The organism is Nocardioides anomalus, from assembly GCF_011046535.1.
Classification (GTDB): domain Bacteria; phylum Actinomycetota; class Actinomycetes; order Propionibacteriales; family Nocardioidaceae; genus Nocardioides; species Nocardioides anomalus.
The window spans coordinates 44007-68158 of record NZ_CP049257.1 but is presented as its reverse complement, the minus strand read 5'-3'; the positions used below and the strand labels follow the sequence as shown (position 1 = coordinate 68158).

18 protein-coding genes are annotated in these 24152 nt (G+C 72.1%); 4 read left to right on the top strand and 14 right to left on the bottom strand.

The annotated features are described in order from the left end of the window. Nucleotides 1–29: 29 nt before the first annotated feature. Nucleotides 30–875 carry an NAD(P)H-binding protein gene (locus G5V58_RS00330; RefSeq protein ID WP_230486972.1) on the top strand — a complete coding sequence of 282 codons (846 nt, stop codon included), beginning with the start codon at nt 30–32 and terminating at the stop codon, nt 873–875. On the opposite strand, the gene G5V58_RS00325 is transcribed toward G5V58_RS00330, so the two are convergent. Together G5V58_RS00325 and G5V58_RS00320 are read right to left on the bottom strand one after the other, a co-directional pair. Then, nucleotides 856–1839 carry an SMP-30/gluconolactonase/LRE family protein gene (locus G5V58_RS00325; RefSeq protein ID WP_165227745.1) on the bottom strand — a complete coding sequence of 328 codons (984 nt, stop codon included), beginning with the start codon at nt 1837–1839 and terminating at the stop codon, nt 856–858. The two genes, G5V58_RS00330 and G5V58_RS00325, sit on opposite strands and share 20 nt — an antisense overlap. Beyond that, the gene (locus G5V58_RS00320) at nt 1832–3049 is read right to left on the bottom strand and encodes an SAM-dependent methyltransferase (RefSeq protein ID WP_165227743.1); all 1218 of its coding nucleotides are present in this window, start codon (nt 3047–3049) and stop codon (nt 1832–1834) included. The genes G5V58_RS00325 and G5V58_RS00320 overlap by 8 nt, the downstream gene beginning before the upstream one ends. 167 nt (nt 3050–3216) lie before the next feature. Between G5V58_RS00320 and G5V58_RS00315 the strand changes: the two genes are divergently transcribed. After that, nucleotides 3217–4251 (top strand): CARDB domain-containing protein, encoded by a 1035-nt coding sequence (locus tag G5V58_RS00315; protein WP_165227741.1) that lies wholly within the window; start codon nt 3217–3219, stop codon nt 4249–4251. On the opposite strand, the gene G5V58_RS00310 is transcribed toward G5V58_RS00315, so the two are convergent. The 9 genes from G5V58_RS00310 to G5V58_RS00270 form a co-directional block, all read right to left on the bottom strand. Next, nucleotides 4238–7006 carry an FAD-binding and (Fe-S)-binding domain-containing protein gene (locus G5V58_RS00310; protein ID WP_407939767.1) on the bottom strand — a complete coding sequence of 923 codons (2769 nt, stop codon included), beginning with the start codon at nt 7004–7006 and terminating at the stop codon, nt 4238–4240. The genes G5V58_RS00315 and G5V58_RS00310 overlap by 14 nt on opposite strands. Continuing rightward, the gene (locus G5V58_RS00305; protein WP_165227737.1) at nt 7000–8277 is read right to left on the bottom strand and encodes a hydroxyacid-oxoacid transhydrogenase; all 1278 of its coding nucleotides are present in this window, start codon (nt 8275–8277) and stop codon (nt 7000–7002) included. Before G5V58_RS00305 ends, G5V58_RS00310 begins: the two co-directional genes overlap by 7 nt. Continuing rightward, nucleotides 8274–9158, bottom strand: a complete 885-nt coding sequence (locus tag G5V58_RS00300) for an NUDIX hydrolase (RefSeq protein WP_230486971.1) — start codon at nt 9156–9158, stop codon at nt 8274–8276. Before G5V58_RS00300 ends, G5V58_RS00305 begins: the two co-directional genes overlap by 4 nt. A gap of 10 nt (nt 9159–9168) precedes the next feature. Then, a complete protein-coding gene (locus tag G5V58_RS00295; protein WP_165227735.1) occupies nt 9169–9942 on the bottom strand; it encodes a lysophospholipid acyltransferase family protein in 774 nt (257 codons plus the stop codon). 19 nt (nt 9943–9961) lie between these two features. Then, complete coding sequence (locus G5V58_RS00290) at nt 9962–11203, bottom strand: geranylgeranyl reductase family protein (RefSeq protein WP_165227733.1); 1242 nt, start codon at nt 11201–11203, stop codon at nt 9962–9964. A 37-nt stretch (nt 11204–11240) separates the two neighbouring features. After that, nucleotides 11241–11522: a hypothetical protein gene (locus tag G5V58_RS00285; RefSeq protein ID WP_165227731.1), complete on the bottom strand. Its 282-nt coding sequence runs from the start codon at nt 11520–11522 to the stop codon at nt 11241–11243. 31 nt (nt 11523–11553) lie between these two features. Further along, nucleotides 11554–12030, bottom strand: coding sequence for a pyridoxamine 5'-phosphate oxidase family protein (locus G5V58_RS00280; RefSeq protein WP_165227729.1), 477 nt, complete (start codon nt 12028–12030; stop codon nt 11554–11556). A gap of 37 nt (nt 12031–12067) precedes the next feature. Next, nucleotides 12068–12559: a DUF4232 domain-containing protein gene (locus G5V58_RS00275; protein WP_165227727.1), complete on the bottom strand. Its 492-nt coding sequence runs from the start codon at nt 12557–12559 to the stop codon at nt 12068–12070. Between the two features lie 72 nt (nt 12560–12631). Then, a complete protein-coding gene (locus tag G5V58_RS00270) occupies nt 12632–13927 on the bottom strand; it encodes an MFS transporter (protein ID WP_165227725.1) in 1296 nt (431 codons plus the stop codon). A 58-nt stretch (nt 13928–13985) separates the two neighbouring features. Between G5V58_RS00270 and G5V58_RS00265 the strand changes: the two genes are divergently transcribed. Then, nucleotides 13986–14429: a MarR family winged helix-turn-helix transcriptional regulator gene (locus G5V58_RS00265; protein WP_230486970.1), complete on the top strand. Its 444-nt coding sequence runs from the start codon at nt 13986–13988 to the stop codon at nt 14427–14429. 103 nt (nt 14430–14532) lie between these two features. On the opposite strand, the gene G5V58_RS00260 is transcribed toward G5V58_RS00265, so the two are convergent. After that, nucleotides 14533–14868, bottom strand: a complete 336-nt coding sequence (locus tag G5V58_RS00260; RefSeq protein ID WP_165227723.1) for a CBU_0592 family membrane protein — start codon at nt 14866–14868, stop codon at nt 14533–14535. Between the two features lie 120 nt (nt 14869–14988). On the opposite strand from G5V58_RS00260, the gene G5V58_RS00255 reads away from it, so the two are divergent. After that, nucleotides 14989–15912: a LysR family transcriptional regulator gene (locus G5V58_RS00255; RefSeq protein WP_165227721.1), complete on the top strand. Its 924-nt coding sequence runs from the start codon at nt 14989–14991 to the stop codon at nt 15910–15912. A 710-nt stretch (nt 15913–16622) separates the two neighbouring features. On the opposite strand, the gene G5V58_RS00250 is transcribed toward G5V58_RS00255, so the two are convergent. Both G5V58_RS00250 and rpoB read right to left on the bottom strand, forming a co-directional pair. Next, on the bottom strand, nt 16623–20513 hold the full coding sequence (locus G5V58_RS00250) for a DNA-directed RNA polymerase subunit beta' (RefSeq protein WP_165227719.1): 3891 nt from the start codon (nt 20511–20513) through the stop codon (nt 16623–16625). A gap of 111 nt (nt 20514–20624) precedes the next feature. Further along, entirely contained in the window at nt 20625–24125 is a 3501-nt protein-coding gene (gene rpoB / locus G5V58_RS00245) for a DNA-directed RNA polymerase subunit beta (RefSeq protein WP_165227717.1), read from the bottom strand. Nucleotides 24126–24152: the final 27 nt, after the last annotated feature.

The window sequence follows — 24152 nt, the reverse complement described above, 5'->3', positions numbered from 1 at the left end:
CTAACAACATGGAGGTACCAGTGATAACAGTGACCGGAGCGACCGGGAAGCTCGGCGGACGGGTCGCGTCCCGGCTCCTGGACCGGCTCGGCGCGGACGGCCTCGGCGTCTGCGTGCGCAGCCCGGAAAGGGTCGAGGCACTCGCCGCGCAGGGGGTGCGGGTCACCCGGGGCGACTACACCGACCCGGCCGGGCTCGAGCAGGGGCTGGCCGGCACGACGACGCTGCTGCTGGTCTCGGCGGCGGCGGTCGGCGAGCAGGCGCTGACCCAGCACCGCGACGCGATCGAGGCGGCCCGCGCAGCCGGGGTGGAGCGGATCGTCTACACCAGCCACCAGGCCGCCGACCCGGCCTCGGCCTTCGTCCCGGCGCGCGACCACGCCGCCACCGAGGACCTCCTGGCGGCCAGCGGGATGCGGTGGACCAGCCTGCGCGACGGGTTCCACGCCGACTCCACGGCCTTCTGGCTGGCCATGGCCCAGGACGGCGTGCTGCGGCTGCCCGCGGACGGGCCGGTCTCGTGGACGACGCACGACGACCTGGCCGACGCCGCGGTCGCGCTGCTGCTGGACGACGGCGCCGACGACGGCCCGACCCCGGCGCTGACCGGGCCGGAGGCGCTGGACGCGGCCGCCGTGGCCGAGCGCGCGACGCGGGTCACCGGCACGGCGTACCGCCGCGAGGTGGTGGGCGACGAGGAGTTCGTGGCCGGTCTGGTCGGGCACGGCACGCCCGAGCCGATCGCCCGGATGCTGCTGAGCATGTTCGAAGCCAGCCGGGCCGGCGAGTTCGACGTGGTCGACCCGTTCCTGCCCGCCCTGGTCGGGCACCCGGCCACCCCGCTGGATGCGGTGCTCAGCGCCGCCGCAGGCTGAAGCCCAGCACCGTGATGAAGCCGACGCCGAGCAGCCCGCCGAGGAACCACGGCCACGGCGAGCGCTCGGTCTCGGTGCTCTCCGGCAGCTCGCGGTCCTCACGGGAGACGGTCGTGGGAGGAGTCGGCTCGGCCGACGGGCTCGCGGACCCGCTGACGGTCAGGGTCACGGTCGGCGAGGGCACCTCGACCCGCACCACGTCCTGGCGCTGCCCCTCCGAGCTGAGCAGCAGGCTGCCGTCGGCGTCGACCGCGAGCCCCTCCCCCTGCTCCTGGCTCGGCAGCCGCAGCTGGTCGAGCCGTTCCATGGACGGGAACGCGTAGACGTCGGCCACGCCGTAGTTGCGGATCACCACCCGGTCACCGCCGGGCAGGAACGCACCGTCGGTGGCGAGCGGCAGCACGTCGCCGACGGGCTCGAGCGCGTTGGGCCGGTCGGGCGAGAGCTCGGCCGGCGCGGCGTACAGGGTCCCGCCGAGCGGGGACTTCGTGCCGACGTACAGCCGGCCGGAGGTCGGGTCGCAGAGCAGCGTCTCGGCGTCGTGCGCGCCGTCGGGGTAGACCAGGTCGTAGCTCCGGACGTCCGCGTCCAGCCGCTGGCGCCCGACCGGGACCTGCGCGACCTGGACCGAGTCGCGCACGGCCTGGTTGTCGCCGATGTCGCCGACCCAGACCGCGCCGCTCGGGGCGGGCGCCAGGGCCTCGACGTCGGTGGGCTCCCTGGCCCAGTCGGTGGTGCCGACGGTCTCGCCGGTGGCCGGGTCGAGTGTGTAGAGCCGACCGCTGTTGCCGGAGTCGTTGGTGGTCACGACGAGCCCGTCCACGACGGCCAGCCCACTGGACTCGACGATCTCGGGGTCCTGGACGGTGAAGGCCACCTGGCCGTCGGCCGAGGACGAGGAGGCCGACGCGGCGCCGAGCAGGAACGGCACGGCGACCAGAGCCACCAGCGCGCGCTCACGCATCGAGCAGCTCGGCCAGCTTGGGGCTGATCCCCCAGGTCGCCACCAGCTCGTCGTACTCCCGGCGCAGCGAGCCGCCGCTCACGGGGCCGGTCGCCCGGGTCGCGCGGAGCAGGGTGTTGCGCGGCGTGTGCTGACTCTCCACGAACTGCACCACGTCGACGCGGTAGCCCTGCAGCCGCATCAGGGTGGCCCGCAGCCCGTCGGTCAGGGTGTCGGCGAAGCGCTCGCGCAGGATGCCGTGCCGGGTCAGCATGGAGTACGGCGCGGGGGTGGGTGCGCGCCGCAGCTGGGCGGCCACGTCGTGGTGGCAGCAGGGCGCGGCGAGGACCAGCGGCGCCTCCCACCGCACGGCCCGGGCCAGAGCCTCGTCGGTGGCGGTGTCGCAGGCGTGCAGGGCCAGCACCACCTCGGGCGCCGGGTCGACCTCGGCGCCGCCGATGGTCCCGACCACGAACTGCGCGTCCAGCCCGAGCTCGGCGGCCACCCGCTCGTTGTGCTCGCGCGACTGCTCCTTGACGTCCACGCCGACCAGGTGGACCGGCAGCCCGCGCACGCCCGCGAGGTAGCGCTCGGCGGCGAAGGTCAGGTAGGCGTTCCCGCAGCCCAGGTCGGCGACCAGCAGCGGCTCCTCGGCGGTCGGCCGGCGCAGCTGGCCCTTGTCGATGGCCTCGGTCACCGCGGTGTCGAGCAGCCGCAGGAACTCCTCGACCTGGCGGAACTTGTCGCGCCGGCTCGGCTTGAGCCGCCCGTCGGCGTCGGCCAGCCCGAGCGCCCGGAACAGCGGGTCGTCCTCGGCCAGCAGCCGTTCCTTGTCGCGGTCGTGGCCACGCTCGACCTCGACCGGCGCGCTCCGCTCCGAGACGTGGAGCAGCGCGCCCTTCTTGGTCACGCGGAGCTGCACGGACTCGGACGTGGTCTCCACGTGCCAGTTGCCGAACGGCGCGTCCAGCAGGTCGTCCACGGCGTCGCGCGCGGCGCTCGGCTGACCGGAGGGGCCGACCGCGTGGTTCGAGGTGTGCGCCTGCGTCGCGTCGTACGCCGTGAGCTGGAGGTGCCGCCCGGCCTTGAGGTCGACGTACCTCAGCTCCACCCGGCGCCACCGCGGCTCCGCGCCCCGCTGCCGCCCGGAGGCCACCGCCCGGACCAGGCCGTCCTGGTCGAGCAGGCGGGTGCGGACCTGGGCCAGCGCCCGGAGGAGGTTCTCGGCCATCAGAGCACCGCCGCGACGACCACGATCAGCAGCAGCGCCACCAGGGCGACCGGGATGACCAGTCGGCGGTGGCGGGGGTTCACTCCGAGAAGTCTAGGAGCGCCGTCCCCAGCGACGTCCCAGCGCCGTCCCAGCGCCGTCCCAGGGCCCCTCGGGAGGGTGCCGGCATGACCAAGACCAGGACCCTCCTCGCGCTGGCCGCCGCGGCCGCGCTGCTCGCGCCGACCGGCGCCGTGGCCAAGCCGCACCAGCACCAGGTGCCCGACCTCGCCGTCATGGACGTGGCGGTCAACAGGACCTCCGCGGCCCCCGGCGAGACGCTCACGGCCACTGCCACGGTGGCGAACCGGGGCAAGGCGAGGGCCAAGGCCGCGACGGTGACCTACTACCTCACCCAGAACGACGTGCGGTCGCCCGGCGACGCCGCGCGGGCCAGCAGCAGGGTCGCGAAGCTCAAGCCGCGCAAGAAGCTGCCGTCCGGGCCGGTCACGATCACGATCCCGCCCGGCACCGTGGCGGGCGGCTACCACGTGGTCGCCTGCCTGAGCGGGAAGAGCACCGGCACGAAGGGCAACGACTGCCGCGCCTCGGCCACCATCGCGGTCAGCGCCGTGCTCAGGGGCACCCTCGCCGGCACCCTCACCGTGTCCAAGGGCAGCTCGCGCGACGAGAGCGGTCCGGGCACGATCAGCACCGAGTCCTCCTCCGACGTCGTGACGATCAACCTCGGCGTCGACGTCGACGAGTCGCGGGCCGGGGACTGGCAGCAGTTCAAGGCGACCAGCAGTCGTTACGACTACTCCGGCACGCACTCGCGGATCAGCCAGGACACGTACTGCCGCGACGAGACCCAGGACAGCTCGGTGGGCAGCGGCGCCATCGTGCAGAACGGCGACCCCTACTACGACATGCTCTACGCCCAGTTCGCACGCACCGACCACAGCCAGATCAGCGTGCTCGTCAACCTGCCCTACTCGCGCAGCGGCACCCGGACCACGACGCCGATGGACGACCGGTTCGGGTGCGACGCGACGTCCACCACCACCGGCCCGACCCGGGCGGTCGCGACCGTGGACCTGCGGCTGACGCAGACCCGGCGCGAGGGCGACCGGATCACCTACCGCGTGACCACCGCGGTCGGCGCGGAGAGCGTGCCCGAGTGGAAGACCTGGAGCGGCGAGGTGACCCTCACCCTGCGGTAGTCGGAGCCGGCGGGGCGAGCAGCTCGGCGAGGTGGAGCGCGCGGACCCCGGCCAGGTCGTCGAGCTGGACGCGGCAGGACATGCCGTCGGCGAGGACGACCGCACCGGGGTGGGCGCGCACGGCGGGCAGCAGGTGGGTCTCGGCCACCGCGACCGAGACCTCGTAGTGGCCCTGCTCCATGCCGAAGTTGCCGGCCAGGCCGCAGCAGCCGGCCACCCGGGCGACGGTGGCGCCGGCCCTCTCCAGCAGCCGCTGGTCGGGGCCCCAGCCGATGACGGCGTGGTGGTGGCAGTGCGGCTGGGCCACGACCTCGACGCCGGTGAGGTCGGGCAGCGGGAGGTCGCGCTGCTCGACGAGCTCGGCCAGGCTCAGCATCTCGACGCTCTGGCCGGTGAGCTCGGCGGCGTCGCTGCGCAGCGTGGCGAGACAGGACGGCTCGAGGCCGACGACGGGGACGCCCGAGTCGACGTACGGCCGCAGCCGCTCGACGGTGCGCCGCATGATCGTCCGCGCCTGGTCGAGCTGGCCGGTGGTGATCCAGGTCAGGCCGCAGCAGGCGTCCTCGGGGATGACCCGGGCGGTGAGGCCGACGGACTCGAGGTAGCGGATCGCGGCGTGCCCGTTGACCGGGAAGAAGTGGTCGCTGAAGGAGTCCGCCCACAGCCACACGTCGGGGGCCCTGCCGTCGGGGGAGCCGGTGGGCGCCGACCTGCGCAGGGTCCTCGGGGCGAACGCCGGGATGGAGCGCCGCTGGTCGATGCCGGCGGTGGCCCGCGCGAGCCGGGCCACCGGCCCGAGCCTGGTCATCCGGTTGACGACCGGCGCGAACGGCGCGGCGCGGTCGGCCCACCGTGGCAGCCGGCCCAGCAGCCGGTGGCTGCGCGGTCGGCGCACGCCCTCGACGTCGTGCTTCTGGTGCAGCGCCTCGGCCTTGTAGGTCGCCATGTCCACGCCGGTCGGGCAGTCCGACGCGCAGCCCTTGCAGGCCAGGCACAGGTCCAGCGCCTCGGTCACGGCCGGGTCGGCGAACCCGCCGACCAGCTCGCCGTTCACCGCCTCCTGGAGCACCCGCGCGCGGCCGCGGGTGGAGTCCTTCTCCTCGCGGGTGGCGAGGTACGACGGGCACATCACACCGCCGGTCGTCGGCGCCACGCACTTGCCGACGCCGGTGCAGCGGTGCACCGCGTCGCCGAGCGAGCCGCCGTCGTGCGGCAGCCGGAGCAGGGGTACGACGGGCCGGCGGCCGCGCACCGGCCGCAGGTCGGCGTCGAGCGGCGCCGGGTCGACCAGGTTGCCGGGGTTGAGCAGGTGGTCGGGGTCGCAGATCGCCTTGACCGCGCCGAAGAGGCGCAGCGACTGCGCGTCGTACATCAGGGGCAGCAGCTCTGAGCGCGCCCGTCCGTCGCCGTGCTCGCCGGACAGCGACCCGCGGTGGTCGCGCAGCTTGACCGCGCAGGCGGTGAGGAAGTCGCGGAACACCCTGGCGGAGCCGGCGTCGCCGGGCCGGAACGGGAAGTCGATGCGCACGTGCACACAGCCGTCGCCGAAGTGGCCGTAGGGCACCCCGTCGAGCCCGTGCTCGCGCAGCAGCTCGTCGAAGTCGCGCAGCCAGGCGCCCAGCCGGTCGGGCGGGACCGCGGAGTCCTCCCAGCCGGAGTACGCCGGGGTCTTGAGCGAGCGGGCGGCCAGGCCGGCGCCGTCCTCGCGGATCCGCCACAGGGCGGCGGCCTCACCGGCGTCGGTGACCAGCCGGTGCCCGAGCGCACCGCTCTCGGCGACCACGCTCGGGGCCAGCTCGGGTGCGCCGACCAGCTCCACGAACAGCCAGCCCGCACCGGGCGGCAGCTCCGGCACCGCGCCGCCCTTGGCGCGCACCAGGTCCACGATCCGCGCGTCCAGGCCCTCGCAGGCCACCATGCGCCCGGAACCAGCACCGCTGGTGGCCGCGAGCAGGGCCGGCACCGCGTCGGCGGCCTCGACCATGGACGGGTAGCCCAGCACCACCAGCAGCCGCTCGGCGGTGTCGTCGACCAGCCGCACCGTGGCCTGGCGGATGAGCGCGAGCGTGCCCTCCGAACCGGCCAGGAAGCGGTCCACGCTGCGACCGCGCTCCGGCAGCAGGTGCTCCAACGAGTAGCCCGACACCTGCCGGCCGAACCGCCCGAACTCGGTGCGCACGTGGGCCAGGTGCTCGTCCACCAGCGCGGCCAGCCGCGCCTCGACGTCGGCCGCGGGGAAGAGCGCGTCCAGCGCCACGACGTTGTCGACGGTCCGGCCGTAGCCGAGCGCTCGCGACCCGCAGGCGTTGTTGCCGATCATCCCGCCGATCGTGCAGCGCGTGTGGGTCGACGGGTCCGGCCCGAAGCGCAGACCGTGCGGCGCCGCGGCCCGCTGCAGCTGGGCGTGGACCACCCCGGGCTCCACCACGGCCGTCCGCGCCTCCGGGTCCACCGCCAGCACCCGGTTGAGGTGCTTGAGGGTGTCCACCACGATGCCCGGTCCGACCGCGTTGCCGGCGATCGACGTGCCCGCGCCCCGCATGGTCACCGGCACCCCGGTCGCCCGCGCCACGTCCAGCACCGCGTCCAGCTCGTCGGCCGCGCGCGGACGCACGACGACCCGCGGGACCACGCGGTAGAGCGAGGCGTCGGAGGAGTAGAGCGCCCGCGTGAGCGTCGAGTCGTCGACGTCGCTGACGCCCCGGCGCCGGAGCTCCGCGACGAGGTCGGGAGCGCCGGAGGTCACGGCTACCAGTGTTCCATCGAGTCCCGGAACACCCCGGCCAGGTCCTCCTCCGTGGGCGCCTTCGGTGACACGGCCAACAGCCGCTGCTGCTTGGCCGCGCCCTCGACCAGGGCGTCGACGTCAGCGTCGGCGTACCCCACCTCGGCCAGGCCGTTGGGGATGCCGATGTCCCGCATCAGGGCGGCCACCACGCCGGGCAGCACCTCGGGCCCGTCGCCCTCGGCGGCCGGGTCGAGCAGCCGGGCGGCGCGCAGGTGCCGCTCGGGGTGGGCTTCGAAGGTGAAGCGGAACGCCGCGGGCGCGGTCAGGCTGACGGCCATGCCGTGCGGCACGATCGGATCGCCCTCGGGGTAGCCCTCGGGCACGTAGTCGCGGACCCAGCCGGCGATCGGGTAGGCGTTGGCGTGCGGGATGTGCACCCCGGCGTTGCCGAAGCCCATGCCGGCGAACGTGGCCGCCATCGCCATCTGCTCACGCGCGTCCTCGTCGTCGCCGTGGTGCACCGCGGTGCGGAAGGCGCCGGCCAGCAGGCTCATCGACTTCTCGGCCCACATGTCCGCGACCGGGTTGGCACCGCAGTAGGGCACCCGCTCCTCGGCCTGCTTGCGGTCGAAGTCGGCGTACCAGCGCGCGGTGTAGCTCTCCAGCGCGTGGCAGAGGATGTCCATCCCCGAGGCGGCCGTGACCATGGCGGGCTGGGTCAGGGTCAGCGACGGGTCCACGACAGCCAGCCGGGGTCGCAGCGCCGGGTGGCTGATGCCGGTCTTGACGTGCTGGGCCAGCACGTCGAGCACGCAGACGGTCGTGCTCTCGCTGCCCGTGCCGGTCGTCGTCGGGATGGCCACCAGCGGCAGCAGCGGCTGCTCGGGCGGGCGGGCCCGGCCGACGGGTGCGTTGACGTAGTCCATGAGCTCACCGGGGTTGGTGAGCAGCAGGTTGACGGCCTTGGCCGTGTCGATGGCCGAGCCGCCGCCGACCGCGAGCACCGCGTCGAAGCGGCGGCCGGTCGACTCGGCGTCGAAGGCGAAGTCCAACGCCTCGGTGAGCGACTCGTCGGTCGGCTCGACGCGGGCGCGGTCGAAGATCACGGTCTCGATGCCGTGCTGCCAGATCTGCTCGGCGATCCGGGTCGGGTGGCCGGTGGCGTGCACTCCGGGATCGGTGACGAGCAGGACCCGGCGCGCGCCGTACGTCGCGAGGTCGTGGCCGACCTCGGCGGAGGCGCCCCGGCCGAACTTGAGGTTCGGCGCGCCGTAGGTGAAGACGGTCTCGCGGCTCACGAGGGCAACCTAGCCGCCAGTGCGGCGCGGACCACCGGTCGGACCTCGAGCGCGTCCAGCTCGGCCAGCGGGACCCAGGCCGCTTCGTCGGCGGTGCCGTCGCTCTCCTGGACCTCCGGGTCGCCGTCGGCCACCTCGGCGGCGTAGACCACCTGGAGGGCGTGGAAGTCCTCGCGGCGGCCCGAGGGCGCGGTGCCCTCGAAGTGGGTGGAGACGACGTCGAGGACGTTGCCGGGGGTGCAGGCCAGCCCGGTCTCCTCCCGGACCTCGCGCACCACGGCGGCGCGCGGGTCCTCGCCGTGCTCGAGGCCGCCGCCGGGCAGGGTCCACTGCCTGGGGTGCGCGCCGCGGGCGGAGATGCGGGTGAGCAGGACGCGGTCGTCGCGCACGGCCAGGGCGTACGCCGCCACGCGCTGCAGCCGGAACGGCCGGTGCTCGGCCAGCACCTCGGTGACCAGCCCGACCGTCGGCACCGAGCCGTCCAGGACGCCGGCCAGCGGCTGCCAGGCCGCGTCCATGGTCGAGCCGTCGACCTCGACCACGTGCGGCTCGGGGCTGTCCACCGGCACCCAGCCGTCGTAGACGATCCGCAGCGCGTGGGCGTCGGCCCGGCGGCCCTGTCGCCAGGTGTTGCGCTGGTGGTAGCTGTAGACGTGCGCGGTCTCGCCGATCTGCACGTCCAGGCCGGTCTCCTCGTGCACCTCGCGGACCACCGCGTCGCGCGGGTCCTCGCCGTGCTCGAGCCCGCCGCCGGGCAGCGTCCACAGCTCCTTGGCGGTCAGCCGCTTGGCCAGCCGGGACAGCAGGATGCGGTCGTCGCGGATGATGACGGCGTACGCCGCCACCCGCTGCACCTTCCGCACCTGTCGCCGCTCCGCCACGGCGTCCAACCTAAGGGGGTGGTCCCCAGTCCGGGACGACGGCCGCGCGGGGCATCCCGTCCAGCGCGAACGACGCGGTGCGCTCGACCGCGTGGCCGCCGAGGTGGGCGGGGTGCCACGGCGCCCACTCCCCCGGCCGGGGTCGGTGCTCGGGCAGCCGCTGGAGCTCTTCGAGGCCCTCCTGCAGCGTCCGGCCGAGCCGCCGCACGTCCTCGGCCCGGTCGCCGGTGAGCGCCAGGGGCGGGCGGAAGCGCACGTCCACCAGCCGGCCGCGGGTGATCGTCGGGCGCGGGAACGGACCGTCGAGCTCACGCCGCTGCGGCCACAGCCGCTGGCCGCCCCAGACGCTGACGGGCACCAGCGGGGCGCCGGTCTCCTCGGCCAGGGCGACGGCGCCGGGCATGAGCGCGCGCACGACGTACGCCGCGGAGATGCCGCCCTCGGGGAACACGCAGACCGGCTCGCCGGCCCGCAGCAACGCCCGGGCGCGGAGGTACGCCGCGGCGGGGGCCTCGCGGTCGACCGGGACGTGCTGCATCCGGTCCATGGCCCAGCCGACGGGCGAGTCCCAGATCTCGTGGCGGCACAGGAAACGGACGAGTCGGCGACCCAGCAGCGCCTGCTGGACGAAGACGAAGTCGGGGAACGACACGTGGTTGCTGGCCAGCACCACGGGACCCTCGAGCGGGACGTGCTCCTGGCCGGCGCTGCGCACCGAGAGCCGGAGCGCCCGCAGCAGGCCACGGCCGCCGGCGATGACGCCGCGGTAGAGCCGGTCGCTCACGGTGGTGGTCCGGAGCCGCTCAGCTGAACGGCGGGCGGGCGTCCCGGGCGATCGAGCGGCGACCGGCCCAGCGCCACACGCGCGCGGCGCGGTCGCGGTCCTCGTCGGTCACCAGGTTGCCCATCCAGCGCAGGGCCAGCGTCATCAGCCAGTCGCTGCGCATGCCGGCCGGGCCGAGGGTCTTGAGCAGGCCCGGGACGGTCACCAGCCCGGCCAGGCGGCGGGCGATGGAGAAGGCCTCGCCGTAGTGCTCGCGCAGCAGCGCCGGCCACGCCGTCTCCAGCGAGCCACCCGCGGCGATCACGTCGGCGACCAGGCGACCGGTCTCCAGGCCGTAGTCGATGCCCTCGCCGTTGAGCGGGTTCACGCACCCGGCGGCATCGCCGATGAGCGCCCAGTTGGGGCCGGCGACGCCCGACACGGCACCGCCCATGGGCAGCAGCGCGCTGGTCGGCGCGCGGAGGTCGCCGTCGAGCTGGAACTCCTCGCGGCGCAGCTCGGCGTACTGGCCCATGAGCGGCTTGATGGCCAGGTCGGCCGGCCGCTTGCTGGTGGCCAGGGTGCCGACGCCGAGGTTCACCTCGCCGGTGCCGAGCGGGAAGATCCAGCCGTACCCCGACAGCACCGTGCCGGCCTGGTCGCGCAGCTCGAGGTGGCTGCTGATCCACGGGTCGTCGCTCATGGCGCTGGTGAGGTAGGAGCGACCGGCCACCCCGTAGACGGTGTCGCGGTGCCACTCCCGGCCGAGCACCTTGCCCAGCGGGCTGCGCACCCCGTCGGCCACCACGAGCGAGCGGCAGCCGATCTCGACCGGGCCGTCGTCGGTCTTGAACACCACGGCCTCGACCCGGTCGCCCGAGCGGCGCACGTCGACCGCGCGGGCGCCGTCCAGCGCCGTCGCGCCGGCCTTGATCGCGGTGGTGCGCAGGTGGTCGTCGAGCTCGGTGCGGGCCACCGCGGAGCCCCAGTCCGGCAGCTCGCCGCCGCCGGGCCACGGCAGCAGCAGGGTCTGGCCGAAGCCGTGGGCGCGCAGCCCCTGGTTGACCGTGTGCGCGCGCAGCCAGTCCTCGAGACCGAGCCGCTGGAGCTCGCCCACCGCACGGGGGGTGAGCCCGTCACCGCAGGTCTTGTCGCGCGGGAAGACCGCCGCGTCGGCCAGGACCACCTCGGCCCCACCGCGCGCCGCCCACGCCGCCGCGGCACTGCCCGCAGGGCCGGCGCCGACGACCAGGACGTCGGTCGAGGTGGGCGGGTCGGTCACCCCTCCAGTGTCTCAGGCGACCCGAAGCGGGCGTGCATCAGACGCCCTGCTCGCCGGGCGGGGGGAACCGCTCCTCGGCCTGCTCGTAGCCCTCGGAATCGGTGAACATCCCCTTCTCCGCGTCGAAGTCGCGGTCGGTGTTGTCCACCTCCACGTTCTCCGGCCGGTTGTCGGGGTCGAGGCGCTCCTCGCGGTCCGCCGCGATCTCGTCGGCCTCCTCGGGGTCGGCGCCCGGCTGGCGGGCCCCTTCCTGCTCGGCCTCCTCGGCCTCGCCCTGCTCCCGGGACTCCTCGTCCCGCTCCCCGCGCTGCTCGCTCATGGCGCGGCGGTACCCGGAGGGGTGAGGCGAGTCACACCCGTGGGTCGACCGGCACCCGGCGGTCCCGGCCGGTGCCGAGCTCGGGGTGGCCGGCCGGCACGTGGACCTCGACGTCCTCCAGCTCGAGGACCCACAGCCGCAGGTCCGCGTCGCCGGAGAGCTCCTCGGGCTCGAAGCGGCGCGCGCCCCGGGCCGGGTCGAAGGCGACCGGCACGTGCGCGTCGAGCTCGGCGGCGCCGACCTCGCGCGCGGTCCCGGTGACGTAGACGGCCTCGCCCTGTCCGGGCGGCCGGGTCGAGTCGAAGACGACACCGCTGGCCCTGGCGTCACGGCGCAGGTTGGCGCAGTGGTGGGTGTCGGGGTGGGAGACCCAGTAGAGGCGGGCGTAGCGGTCGGGGGTGAAGTACACCGGCGACGTGCGGGGTCGACCGTCCTCGTCGAGGGTGGCGAGCACGACGTAGCGCACCGAGTCCAGGACGTCGCGGGCCTGCTGGTCGAGGTCGGTCATGACCGTCCCGACCGCCCGCGACGCCCGGACTCATCGGCTAGTGGAACGCCTTGTGCGCCAGCAGGTGCACCGCAGGGTTCGCGCAGCCGGTGGTGGGGTGCGCGATGAACTGCGAGCGGGTCTCGTCGGGGACGTAGACGCGGAAGCCGTCCACCGGCATGGGCCGGCACTGCTTCTTGGAGTAGGGGCCGGTGGAGGTCTCGACGACCTGCTGGGCCACCTTCTCGCCCGGCGCGAGCGTCACCTTCGGGGTACGGCTCGGCGTTCGGTCGGCGGCGGCGCCGACCTGCTTGCCCTTGCCGCCGCCGACGTAGGAGAGCCCGCCGTACCCCTGCACCGTGCAGGTCTCATCGGAGGTGTTCTTGAGCACGATGCGCCCGTAGACGTGGCTGGTCGCGCCCTCGCCGCCGCGGTAGGACGCGGTCACGTTGCCGTTGTCGCACTCAGGGGTGGTCGCCGCCTGCGCGGGCGCCACCGTGGTCAGGGCGCCGGCCACGGCTGCGCCGGCCACCATCAGCTTGAGGATCATCACGGAAGTGTGACCCTCATGGACGAGCCCGGGTTGCCGTCGGGGCTGAGTTCTGGCTGAGAATTGCCGGGCCTACCGGGCGTCACGCTGGAGCTCCTCCTCGACGAGGATCGCCTCCTCCTCGACGGCCGGCACCTCGTCGACCGCGTCCTCGCCCCCGTGGCCGTCGGCCGCGTCGGCCTCGACCAGGGTGCGGTGCACGGTGCTGAGGACCAGGCCGGCGACGAGCACGGCGGCCGCGCCGATGATGAAGGGCACGTGGGCGCTGTAGTGCTCGACCAGCTTGCCCGCGGCGTACGGCGCGAGGCCGCCGCCGATGAACCGCACGAAGCCGTAGGTCGCCGAGGCCACCGGGCGCGGGACCGGGGCGATGCTCATGACCGCGGTGGTGACGAGGGTGTTGTTGAGGCCGATGACCACGCCCGAGGCAATGACCGCGACGATCACTACGTTGCGGTGGTCCGGGAACAGCCCGATCACCAGCGAGACGGCGGCCATCACCGTGAACGCGGCGTACAGCGTGACCGGCGTGCCGAGCCGCGCCTTGAAGAAGGGGGCGCCGAAGACCGCGAACAGCGCGACCAGGATGCCCCAGCCGAAGAAGACGAAGCCCAGCTGGATCGGCGAGAGGTCCATGAGGAACGGCGCGTAGCCGAGGATGGTGAAGAAGGCCCAGTTGTAGAGCAGGCCGGTGACGCTGGTCGTCGCCAGCGCCCGGTGCCGCAGCGCCTTGATGGGCTCGCTGATCGACGACTTCTGCTCGGGCGCGGGGCTGCTCGGCACCAGCACCGCGGTGGCGATGAGCGCGATGAGCATGAGGACCGAGACGCCGAAGAACGGGCCGCGCCAGCTGACGTTCCCGAGCAGGCCGCCGAGGAGCGGGCCGGTCGCGATGCCGACGCCCAGCGCGGTCTCGTAGAGCACGATCGCTCCGGCGAACCCGCCGCTGGCCGAGCTGACGATGACCGCGAGCGAGGTGGCGATGAACAGCGCGTTGCCCAGCCCCCACCCGGCGCGGAAGCCGACGATCTGGCCGATGCTGCCGCTCGCGCCGGCGATGAAGGAGAAGACCACGATGAGCACCAGGCCGGTGAGCAGCGTGCGCTTGGCCCCGATCCGGCTCGAGACCCAGCCCGTGACCAGCATCGCCACCGCGGTGACGACGAGGTAGCTGGTGAACAGCAGCGTCACCTGCGACGGCGTGGCCTGCAGCGAGGAGGCCAGCGACGGCAGGATCGGGTCGACCAGGCCGATGCCCATGAACGAGATGACGCAGGCGAACGCCACGGCCCAGACCGCCTTCGGCTGGCGGAAGGCTCCGCCGGTCGCCTCGGGGACGTGCGCGTGGTGAGAGTGGGTCGCGGCCATGACTCGATTGTATAGGTCATCTATATAGAGCCTCAATGCACCCGGTAGGCTGATCGGTGTGACCTCGACGACGCGCACCACCCGCCCGGTCGCCGAGGCGCTCTACGCCCTCGGCGCCACCGTGGTGCGGCGCGCACCCCGCGCGGTCGGCCTCACCGCGATCTCGACCCTGGCCACCCTCGAGCGGACCGGCCCGCGCCGGGTCACCGACCTGGCCGGAGTCCAGGGCGTCTCGCAGCCGTCCATGACGTCCCTGGTCACCGGGCTGGAGAGGGCGGGGTACGTCGAGCGCCGCGACGACCCGACCGACAAGCGGGCCGCCCTGGTGGCGCTCACCGACGCCGGCACCGACACGTTGCGCGAGCGGCGCCGGCTGGGCACCGCGTCCGTGGCCGAGCTCGTCGACCAGCTCTCGCCCGACGATCGGGCCAGCCTGGAGGCCGCCCTGCCCGCGCTCCGGCGGCTGCGCGAGCTCGACGAGGAGCAGCGCGAGCGGGCCTGACCCGCTCCGTCTCCGCACCAGGCGGACAGAGGACGGCCCCCGACAGCGGGGGATGCTGGCGGGGGCCGTGTCGAGGCCCGGAGCGGGCGAGCGAGGGGAGCGCTCAGGCGGCGCTGACCAGGACCGGCTGCGGTCCGGTCGGCGGCTCCGGGTCGTGCTGGAGGGTCGGGAGCGGGGTCACCACCGCGGCCAGCCGCGCCACGTGCCGGCGGCGCAGCTCGGTGTACGCCGCCTGCGCGGCGATCAGCGACCAGAGCAGGTTGGAGGTGACGCTCGGCCACGCGCCGTACACCGCGCTGGCTGAGGCGGCCAGGACACCGGCGACACCGTTGAGGGCGGAGTAGCGCAGCGACTGGGCGTGCCAGCGCCCACGACTCAGCAGGACGTAGGCGCTGATGCTCCCGACGGTCCCGATCCACCCCATGGCTGCCGCGATCATGTCCGTGTTCCTCGTGTCTCTCATACGTGGCCGACCACCGGCCCGACGAGATCCATGGTGGGGTATTCGAGGAGTAAGAACAATTGCACTCTGCTCCACTCTGGATTTAGCGTTGCTGAAGTGACGATCGACCCCCGCCGGCTCCGTTTCCTGCTCGCCGTCGCCCGCTACGGCGGCGTGCTGGCGGCCGCCGACGAGCTCAGCGTCACCGCCTCCGCCGTCTCCCAGCAGCTGGCCCGGCTCGAGCAGGAGACCGGCCACACCCTGCTGCAGCGCACGTCCAGCGGCAGCGTCCTCACCCCGGCCGGCCTGGCCCTGGCCGAGGCCGCCGAGGACGTCGAGCGCGCCCTCGCCGTCGCCGTCACCCGCCTGGCCGAGGAGGACGCCGACGTCACCGGCACCATCCGCATCGGCGGCTTCCAGTCGTTCCTGGCCTCCGTGCTCGCCCCTGCCCTCCCCGACTGGCGCGAGCGCTACCCCGCCCTGCGCTTCGAGACCGTCGAGGCCGAGGACGCCGACCTGTTCCGCATGCTCCGCGCCGGCTCCCTGGACGCCACCATCGTCGAGCTCGACGCCGGCGAGAGCTACACGCCCCCGCGCGGCACCACCGACGTGCCCCTCCTCGACGAGCCCTGGCAGCTCGTCGTCCCCACCGGTGCCCTGATCAGCGCCGACGTCGTCGACCTCACCCGCCTCGGCCTCCCCTGGCTCGGCCTCGACCCCTCCGCCGCCAACGCCGCCGCCGTGCGCCGCGTCCGCCGCGAGCTCGGCGGCGACGAGTCGGACCAGCACATCTACTTCAGCTACCAGAACGCCCTCGCGCTGGTCGCCGCCGGAGCCGGCATCACCCTCGCGCCCGCCCTGGCCCTGGAGTCGCTCCCGGCCGAGGGCGTCGACACCCTGGACATCCCGGGCCTCGGCATGCGCCGGGTCGTCCTGCGCCACCTCACACGGAGCCGGTCCACGAGCCCCAACCTGGCGACCGCGACGTCGCTCATCCGGGAGGCCTCAGCCGCGTTCTCCTACGAACCGTCGGGACTGTGACGGTCGCCCTCCTCGACCTGGGCTCCTGCTGGCCTTTCGCCGTGTCTGTGGGTCGGCGGGACCAATTGCGTAGCGGCCGCGCGCTCACCAGCCCGACTCCCGCTGTCAAGGACGCTACGCGCCACTTCGTGGCGGACGGCGGCCTTCGGCGACAGGTCCGTCCTTGACAGCGGGACCCGGTCTGGCTGGTGAGGGCGCGCTGAGGGCGAGGCTGCGCCCCGCCCACGAAAGCGCGGCCGCCTAGGCGGCCACGCTGCGGTCCGCCTCCACGCACTTGTAACGCTCAGTTACGGGAACTGTCGACCCGTTGCAACGGGTCGGAAGATCCGATAACTGCGCGTTACAAGTTCTCGGCGGCGCCGGCCGCGGCAACCCGCACCACACCCCCACCCACCCGTGAAGGCGGAGACGAGACGGTGCCGCCGCCAGACCAGGCCGCCTGTGGGCTGACCCGGCCCCCGCCGGACCGCAGCCCCCTCGCCGAACGCTAGACCCGCGGCGTGGGGCATGCACACGAGACGCAACCACGCTGGAAGCAGCCGCGTGCAACACGGCGTCGGTTGCGTTCGGTGAGGGGGCTGCGGTCAGGCGGTGGCCGGGTCAGCCCACAGGCGGCCGGACCCGAGAGCCCGCAACACGAGAAGCAGCACCCAGACAAGCACAACGACCCCCACTCCCCACGAAGGGAGCAGGGGCCGTTGCGGAAGGCGTCAGTTCTGGTAGGACCCGAAGTCGAACTCCTCGAGCGCGACCGCCTGGCTCGGCGAACCCGCGAACTCGTAGTCGTAGGAGTCGTAGCCGGTGACGGAGTACGCCGCGGCGCGGGCCTCCTCGGTGGGCTCCACCCGGATGTTGCGGTACCGCTCGAGGCCGGTACCAGCCGGGATCAGCTTGCCGATGATGACGTTCTCCTTCAGACCGCGCAGGCTGTCGGACCGTCCGTGGATGGCCGCGTCGGTGAGGACGCGGGTGGTCTCCTGGAAGGAGGCCGCGGACAGCCACGACTCGGTCGCGAGCGAGGCCTTGGTGATGCCCATGAGCTCGGGGCGACCCGAGGCCGGCTTGCCGCCCTCGGAGACGACCCTGCGGTTCTCCTCCTCGAACCGCACGCGGTCCACGAGGTCGGAGGGCAGCAGGTGCGTCTCGCCCGACTCGAGCACCGTGATCCGGCGCAGCATCTGCCGCACGATGATCTCGATGTGCTTGTCGTGGATCGCCACGCCCTGCGAGCGGTACACCTGCTGGACCTCGTCGACCAGGTGCTGCTGGGTCTTGCGGACACCGAGGATGCGGAGCACCTCCTTGGGGTCCGGCGTGCCGACGACCAGCTGGTCGCCCACCTCGATGTGGTCGCCGTCGGCGACCCGGAGGCGCGAGCGGCGGCTGACGGGGTACTCGATGGGCTCGGAGCCGTCGTCCGGGGTGATCCGCACGACGCGGGCCTTGTCGGTCTCCTCGATCTCCACGCGGCCGGTGACCTCGGTGATCGGCGAGACGCCCTTGGGCGAGCGGGCCTCGAAGAGCTCGACCACGCGGGGCAGACCCTGCGTGATGTCGTCCGCGGAGGCCACACCACCGGTGTGGAAGGTGCGCATCGTCAGCTGCGTGCCGGGCTCACCGATCGACTGGGCCGCGATGATGCCGACGGCCTCGCCGATGTCGACGAGCTTGCCGGTGGCCAGCGAGCGGCCGTAGCACTTGGCGCAGGTGCCGGTCTTGGCGTCACAGGTCAGCACGGAGCGGACCGACACCTCCTCGACACCGGCGGCCACGAGCTCGCCGATCTTGACGTCACCGAGGTCCTCGCCCGCGGCGCACAGCACCTCGCCCGTCTCCGGGTGGGTGATGTCGACGGCCGAGGTCCGGGCGTACGCCGAGGTCTCGACGTTGTCGTCCTTGCGGACGCTCCCGTCCTCGCGCTTGACGCCGATCCGCTTGATCAGGCCGCGCTCGGTGCCGCAGTCGTCCTCGCGGATGATGACGTCCTGGGAGACGTCCACGAGGCGACGGGTCAGGTAGCCCGAGTCCGCCGTGCGGAGCGCGGTGTCGGCCAGACCCTTGCGAGCGCCGTGGGTGGCGATGAAGTACTCCAGCACCGTGAGGCCCTCACGGAAGTTGGACTTGATCGGGCGCGGGATGATCTCGCCCTTCGGGTTCGCCACCAGACCACGCATGGCGGCGACCTGCCGGATCTGGTTCATGTTCCCGGACGCGCCCGAGTCCACCATCATGAAGATCGGGTTGGTGCGGTCGAAGTTCTTCTCCATCGCGTCACCGACCTTGCTGGACGCGTCGGTCCAGATCTCGATGAGCTCCTGACGACGCTCGTCGTCGGTGATCAGACCGCGCTCGAACTGCTTCTGGATGTTCGCGGCCTGGGTCTCGAAGCCGGCCAGGATGTCGGCCTTGTCGGCCGGCGTCGTGACGTCGTCGATGGAGACCGTGACACCCGAGCGGGTCGCCCAGTGGAAGCCGGTGTCCTTGAGCGCGTCCAGCGACGCCGCGACCTCGACCTTGGTGTAGCGCTCGGCCAGGTCGTTGACGATCGCGCCCAGCGCCTTCTTGCCCACTTCGTAGTTCACGTAGGGGTAGTCGGCGGGCAGGGTGTCGTTGAACAGCGAGCGCCCGAGGGTGGTCTCGAGCAGGAGCGGCTGCCCCTCCTCGTGCTCACCGGCGAAGTCCAGCGGCGCCACGGCGTCGCTGAGGCGCAGCTTGATCTTGGACTGCAGCGTGATCTCGCCCCGGTCGAAGGCCATGGTCGCCTCGGCCGGCGAGGAGAACGCCCGGCCCTCGCCGGGCTCGCCCTCGCGGTCGGTCGTCAGCCAGAACAGGCCGATGATCATGTCCTGCGAGGGCATGGTCACGGGCCGGCCGTCGGACGGCTTGAGGATGTTGTTGGTCGAGAGCATCAGGATGCGGGCCTCGGCCTGGGCCTCCGCGGACAGCGGCAGGTGCACGGCCATCTGGTCACCGTCGAAGTCGGCGTTGAACGCGCCGCACACGAGCGGGTGGATCTGGATGGCCTTGCCCTCGATCAGCTGCGGCTCGAAGGCCTGGATGCCGAGGCGGTGCAGCGTCGGTGCGCGGTTGAGCAGCACCGGGTGCTCCATGATGACCTCTTCGAGCACGTCCCAGACCATCGCGTAGCGCGAGAGCCCGGAGGTCGCCCGCTCCACCATCCGCTTGGCGGACTTGATGTTCTGGGCGTGGCTCAGGTCGACCAGCCGCTTCATGACGAAGGGCTTGAACAGCTCCAGCGCCATCATCTTCGGCAGACCGCACTGGTGCAGCTTCAGCTGCGGACCCGACACGATCACCGACCGGCCGGAGTAGTCCACGCGCTTGCCGAGGAGGTTCTGGCGGAAGCGGCCCTGCTTGCCCTTGAGCATGTCGGACAGCGACTTCAGCGGCCGGTTGCCCGGGCCGGTGACCGGACGGCCACGACGGCCGTTGTCGAACAGCGAGTCGACGGCCTCCTGGAGCATCCGCTTCTCGTTGTTGACGATGATCTCGGGCGCGCCGAGGTCGAGCAGCCGCTTGAGGCGGTTGTTGCGGTTGATGACGCGGCGGTAGAGGTCGTTGAGGTCCGAGGTCGCGAACCGACCACCGTCGAGCTGCACCATCGGGCGCAGGTCCGGCGGGATGACCGGGACGGCGTCCAGCACCATGCCCTGGGGCTTGTTGCCGGTCTTGCGGAACGCGTCGACGACCTTGAGCCGCTTGAGCGCGCGGACCTTCTTCTGGCCCTTGCCGGTCGCGATGGTCTCGCGCAGCGACTCCACCTCGGCGGCGATGTCGAAGTCCTCGAGTCGCTTCTGGATCGCCGTGGCGCCCATGTGGCCCTCGAAGTACTTGCCGAACCAGTTCTTCATCTCGCGGTAGAGCATCTCGTCGCCCATGAGGTCCTGGACCTTGAGCGCCTTGAAGGTGCTCCAGACCTCCTCGAGGCGGTCGATCTCGCGCTGCGCACGGTCGCGCAGCTGCTTCATCTCCCGCTCGGCGCCGTCCTTGACCTTGCGGCGCTGGTCGGCCTTGGCCCCCTCGGCCTCCAGGGCCGCGAGGTCCTCCTCGAGCTTCTTGCTGCGGTCCTCGATGGACTGGTCGCGGCGCTTCTCGAGCCGCTCGCGCTCCAGGCCGACCTTGTTCTCCAGCGAGGACAGGTCCTGGTGGCGTGCGTCCTCGTCGACCGAGGTGATCATGTACGCCGCGAAGTAGATGACCTTCTCCAGGTCCTTCGGGGCGAGGTCGAGCAGGTAGCCGAGCCGGCTGGGGACACCCTTGAAGTACCAGATGTGGGTGACCGGGGCGGCCAGCTCGATGTGGCCCATCCGCTCGCGGCGGACCTTGGACCGGGTCACCTCGACGCCGCAGCGCTCGCAGATGATGCCCTTGAAGCGCACGCGCTTGTACTTGCCGCAGTAGCACTCCCAGTCCCGGGTGGGACCGAAGATCTTCTCACAGAAGAGGCCGTCGCGCTCGGGCTTGAGCGTGCGGTAGTTGATGGTCTCCGGCTTCTTGACCTCGCCGTGGCTCCACGTGCGGATGTCGTCCGCGGTGGCCAGGCCGATCCGAAGCTGGTCGAAGAAGTTGACGTCGAGCACTTTGGCTTCGCTTCCCTCGTTGTTCTAGGTGGTGCGTGATGGGGGGTGGGGGGCCGGCCCCGGTGGTTGAGGAGGCGCGCTAGCGCCGTCTCGAAACCCCGGGGCCGACCGTCACACCTCTTCGACGGAGCTGGGCTCGCGGCGCGACAGGTCGATGCCGAGCTCCTCGGCGGCGCGGAAGACGTCCTCCTCCGCGTCGCGGAGCTCGATCGAGCTGCCGTCCTGGCTCAGGACCTCGACGTTCAGGCAGAGCGACTGCATCTCCTTGACGAGCACCTTGAACGACTCCGGGATGCCGGAGTCGGGGATGTTCTCGCCCTTGACGATCGCCTCGTAGACCTTGACGCGACCAGGCACGTCGTCGGACTTGATCGTCAGCAGCTCCTGCAGGGCGTAGGCGGCGCCGTAGGCCTCCATCGCCCAGACCTCCATCTCGCCGAACCGCTGGCCGCCGAACTGGGCCTTGCCGCCCAGGGGCTGCTGCGTGATCATCGAGTAGGGGCCGGTGCTGCGCGCGTGGATCTTGTCGTCCACGAGGTGGTGCAGCTTGAGGATGTACATGTAGCCGACCGCCACCGGGTCCGGGAACGGCTCGCCGGAGCGACCGTCCAGGAGGTTGGCCTTGCCGTCCTCCTTGACCATCCGCACGCCGTCCCGGTTGGGGTACGTCGCGCCGAGCAGCCCGACCAGCTCGTCCTCACGGGCGCCGTCGAAGACCGGCGTGGCCACCTTGACCCCCGCGTCCGACTGCTGGGCGTGGATGTCGATCAGCCGCTGCTTCCAGTCGGCCTTGCTCTGGTCCTCGGCGAGGTCCAGGTCCCAGCCCTGCTTGGCCAGCCAGCCCAGGTGCAGCTCGAGGATCTGGCCGATGTTCATGCGGCGCGGCACACCCAGCGGGTTGAGCACCACGTCGACCGGCGTGCCGTCCTCCATGAACGGCATGTCCTCGATCGGCAGGATCTTCGCGATGACGCCCTTGTTGCCGTGGCGTCCGGCGAGCTTGTCGCCGACGGAGATCTTGCGCTTCTGCGCGACGTAGACGCGCACCAGCTGGTTGACGCCCGGCGGGAGCTCGTCTCCCTCCTCGCGGTCGAAGACCCGGACGCCGATGACGGTGCCGGACTCGCCGTGCGGGACCTTCATCGAGGTGTCGCGGACCTCGCGCGCCTTCTCACCGAAGATCGCGCGGAGCAGCCGCTCCTCCGGGGTGAGCTCGGTCTCGCCCTTGGGCGTGACCTTGCCGACCAGGATGTCGCCGGTGTTGACCTCGGCGCCGATGCGGATGATCCCGCGCTCGTCGAGGTCGGCCAGCATCTCCTCGGAGACGTTCGGGATGTCCCGGGTGATCTCCTCGGGGCCGAGCTTGGTGTCGCGGGCGTCGACCTCGTGCTCCTCGATGTGGATCGAGGTGAGGATGTCCTCCTGCACCAGCCGCTGGCTGAGGATGATCGCGTCCTCGTAGTTGTGGCCCTGCCACGGCATGAACGCGACCAGCAGGTTGGTGCCCAGCGCCATCTCGGCCTGGTCGGTGCACGGACCGTCGGCGATCGGCGAGCCCACCTCGACCCGGTCACCCTCACGCACCAGCGGACGCTGGTTGATGCAGGTGCCCTGGTTGGAGCGGCGGAACTTGTCGAGGCGGTAGGTCGTGTAGGTGCCGTCGTCGTTCATCGTCTCGACGACGTCGGCGGCCACCTCCTTGACCACACCGGCCGAGGACGCCGTCAGCACGTCGCCGGCGTCGACCGCGGCGCGGTACTCGATGCCGGTGCCGACCAGGGGCGAGTCGCTCTTGATGAGCGGCACGGCCTGGCGCTGCATGTTGGCACCCATGAGCGCGCGGTTGGCGTCGTCGTGCTCCAGGAACGGGATCAGCGCGGTCGCGACCGAGACCATCTGGCGCGGGGACACGTCGACGTAGTCGACGTCCTCGGCCGGGACCTCGGAGACCTCACCGTCGCGCTGGCGGACCAGCACACGCTCCTCGACGAACTTGTTCTTGTCGTCGATGACGGCGTTGGCCTGGGCGATGACGTAGCGGTCCTCGTCGTCGGCCGTGAGGTAGTCGACCTGGTCGGTGATGACGCCCTTCTCGACCTTGCGGTAGGGCGTCTCGACGAAGCCGAACGGGTTGATGCGGCCGTACGTCGCCAGCGAGCCGATCAGACCGATGTTGGGACCCTCAGGGGTCTCGATCGGACACATCCGGCCGTAGTGCGACGGGTGGACGTCGCGGACCTCCATGCCGGCGCGGTCGCGGGACAGACCACCCGGACCGAGCGCGGACAGGCGACGCTTGTGCGTCAGGCCCGCGATCGGGTTGGTCTGGTCCATGAACTGCGAGAGCTGGGAGGTGCCGAAGAACTCCTTCAGCGCCGCCACCACGGGACGGATGTTGATCAGGGACTGCGGCGTGATCGCCTCGACGTCCTGGGTCGTCATCCGCTCGCGGACCACGCGCTCCATGCGGGCCAGGCCGGTGCGGAGCTGGTTCTGGATCAGCTCACCGACCGTGCGCATGCGGCGGTTGCCGAAGTGGTCGATGTCGTCGGCGGAGATCTCGAGGTCGCCCTGCGGGCTGTCGATGCTGTCCTGGCCGTCGTGCAGCGCCACGATGTAGCGGATGGCCGCCACGATGTCGCTCAGCGTCAGCGTCTGCTGGTCGAAGGCCTCGACGAGGCCGAGCTTCTTGTTGACCTTGTAGCGACCGACCTTGGCCAGGTCGTAGCGCTTGGGGTTGAAGTAGTAGTTGTTGAGCAGCGTCTGCGCGGCCTCGCGCGTCGGCGGCTCGCCCGGGCGCAGCTTGCGGTAGATGTCGAGCAGCGCGTCGTCCTCGGCCTGGGTGTTGTCCTTCTCCAGGGTCAGCTCGATGGACTCGTAGGCCTTGCCCTCGGTGCTGTTGGGGTCGGCGAACTCGCGGCGGATGTCCTCGATGGTCATGCCGAGCGCCTTGAGCAGCACGGTGACGTTCTGCTTGCGCTTGCGGTCGAGGCGCACGCCGACCATGTCGCGCTTGTCGATCTCGAACTCCAGCCAGGCACCGCGGCTGGGGATCAGCTTTGCGGTGTAGATGTCCTTGTCGGAGGTCTTGTCGGCGGTGCGCTCGAAGTAGACGCCCGGGCTGCGGACCAGCTGCGAGACCACGACGCGCTCGGTGCCGTTGATGATGAAGGTGCCCTTGTCGGTCATGAGCGGGAAGTCGCCCATGAAGACCGTCTGGCCCTTGATCTCACCGGTGTCGTTGTTGGTGAACTCCGCCGAGACGTAGAGCGGAGCGGAGTAGGTGAAGTCCTTCTCCTTGCACTCGTCGACGGTGTACTTCGGGTCGTAGAAGACCGGGTTCTCGAACGAGAGCGACATCGTCTCGGAGAAGTCCTCGATCGGGGAGATCTCCTCGAAGATCTCCTGCAGACCGGACTTCGCGGAGACGTCCTCGCCGTCAGCGCGACGGCGCTCGACGGTCTGCTCCCAGCCCTCGTTGCCGATCAGCCAGTCGAAGCTGCTGGTCTGGAGGGAGAGGAGCTGCGGGACCTCGAGCGGCTCGTGGATCTTCGCGAACGAGATGCGGCGGGGAAGTCGTGCGGACGTGCTGGTGTTGGTGCGCGCGGCCAAGAGTTGTCCTCATGCGGGGCTCGTGAG

What these genes read in the sequence shown, in the direction of transcription:
- G5V58_RS00325 (WP_165227745.1), bottom strand. Translation starts at nt 1,839, where the DNA reads ATGCGTGAGCGCGCGCTGGTGGCTCTGGTCGCCGTGCCGTTCCTGCTC.
- G5V58_RS00320 (WP_165227743.1), bottom strand. Translation starts at nt 3,049, where the DNA reads ATGGCCGAGAACCTCCTCCGGGCGCTGGCCCAGGTCCGCACCCGCCTG.
- G5V58_RS00315 (WP_165227741.1), top strand. Translation starts at nt 3,217, where the DNA reads ATGACCAAGACCAGGACCCTCCTCGCGCTGGCCGCCGCGGCCGCGCTG.
- G5V58_RS00285 (WP_165227731.1), bottom strand. Translation starts at nt 11,522, where the DNA reads ATGAGCGAGCAGCGCGGGGAGCGGGACGAGGAGTCCCGGGAGCAGGGC.
- G5V58_RS00280 (WP_165227729.1), bottom strand. Translation starts at nt 12,030, where the DNA reads ATGACCGACCTCGACCAGCAGGCCCGCGACGTCCTGGACTCGGTGCGC.
- G5V58_RS00275 (WP_165227727.1), bottom strand. Translation starts at nt 12,559, where the DNA reads ATGATCCTCAAGCTGATGGTGGCCGGCGCAGCCGTGGCCGGCGCCCTG.
- G5V58_RS00270 (WP_165227725.1), bottom strand. Translation starts at nt 13,927, where the DNA reads ATGGCCGCGACCCACTCTCACCACGCGCACGTCCCCGAGGCGACCGGC.
- G5V58_RS00260 (WP_165227723.1), bottom strand. Translation starts at nt 14,868, where the DNA reads ATGATCGCGGCAGCCATGGGGTGGATCGGGACCGTCGGGAGCATCAGC.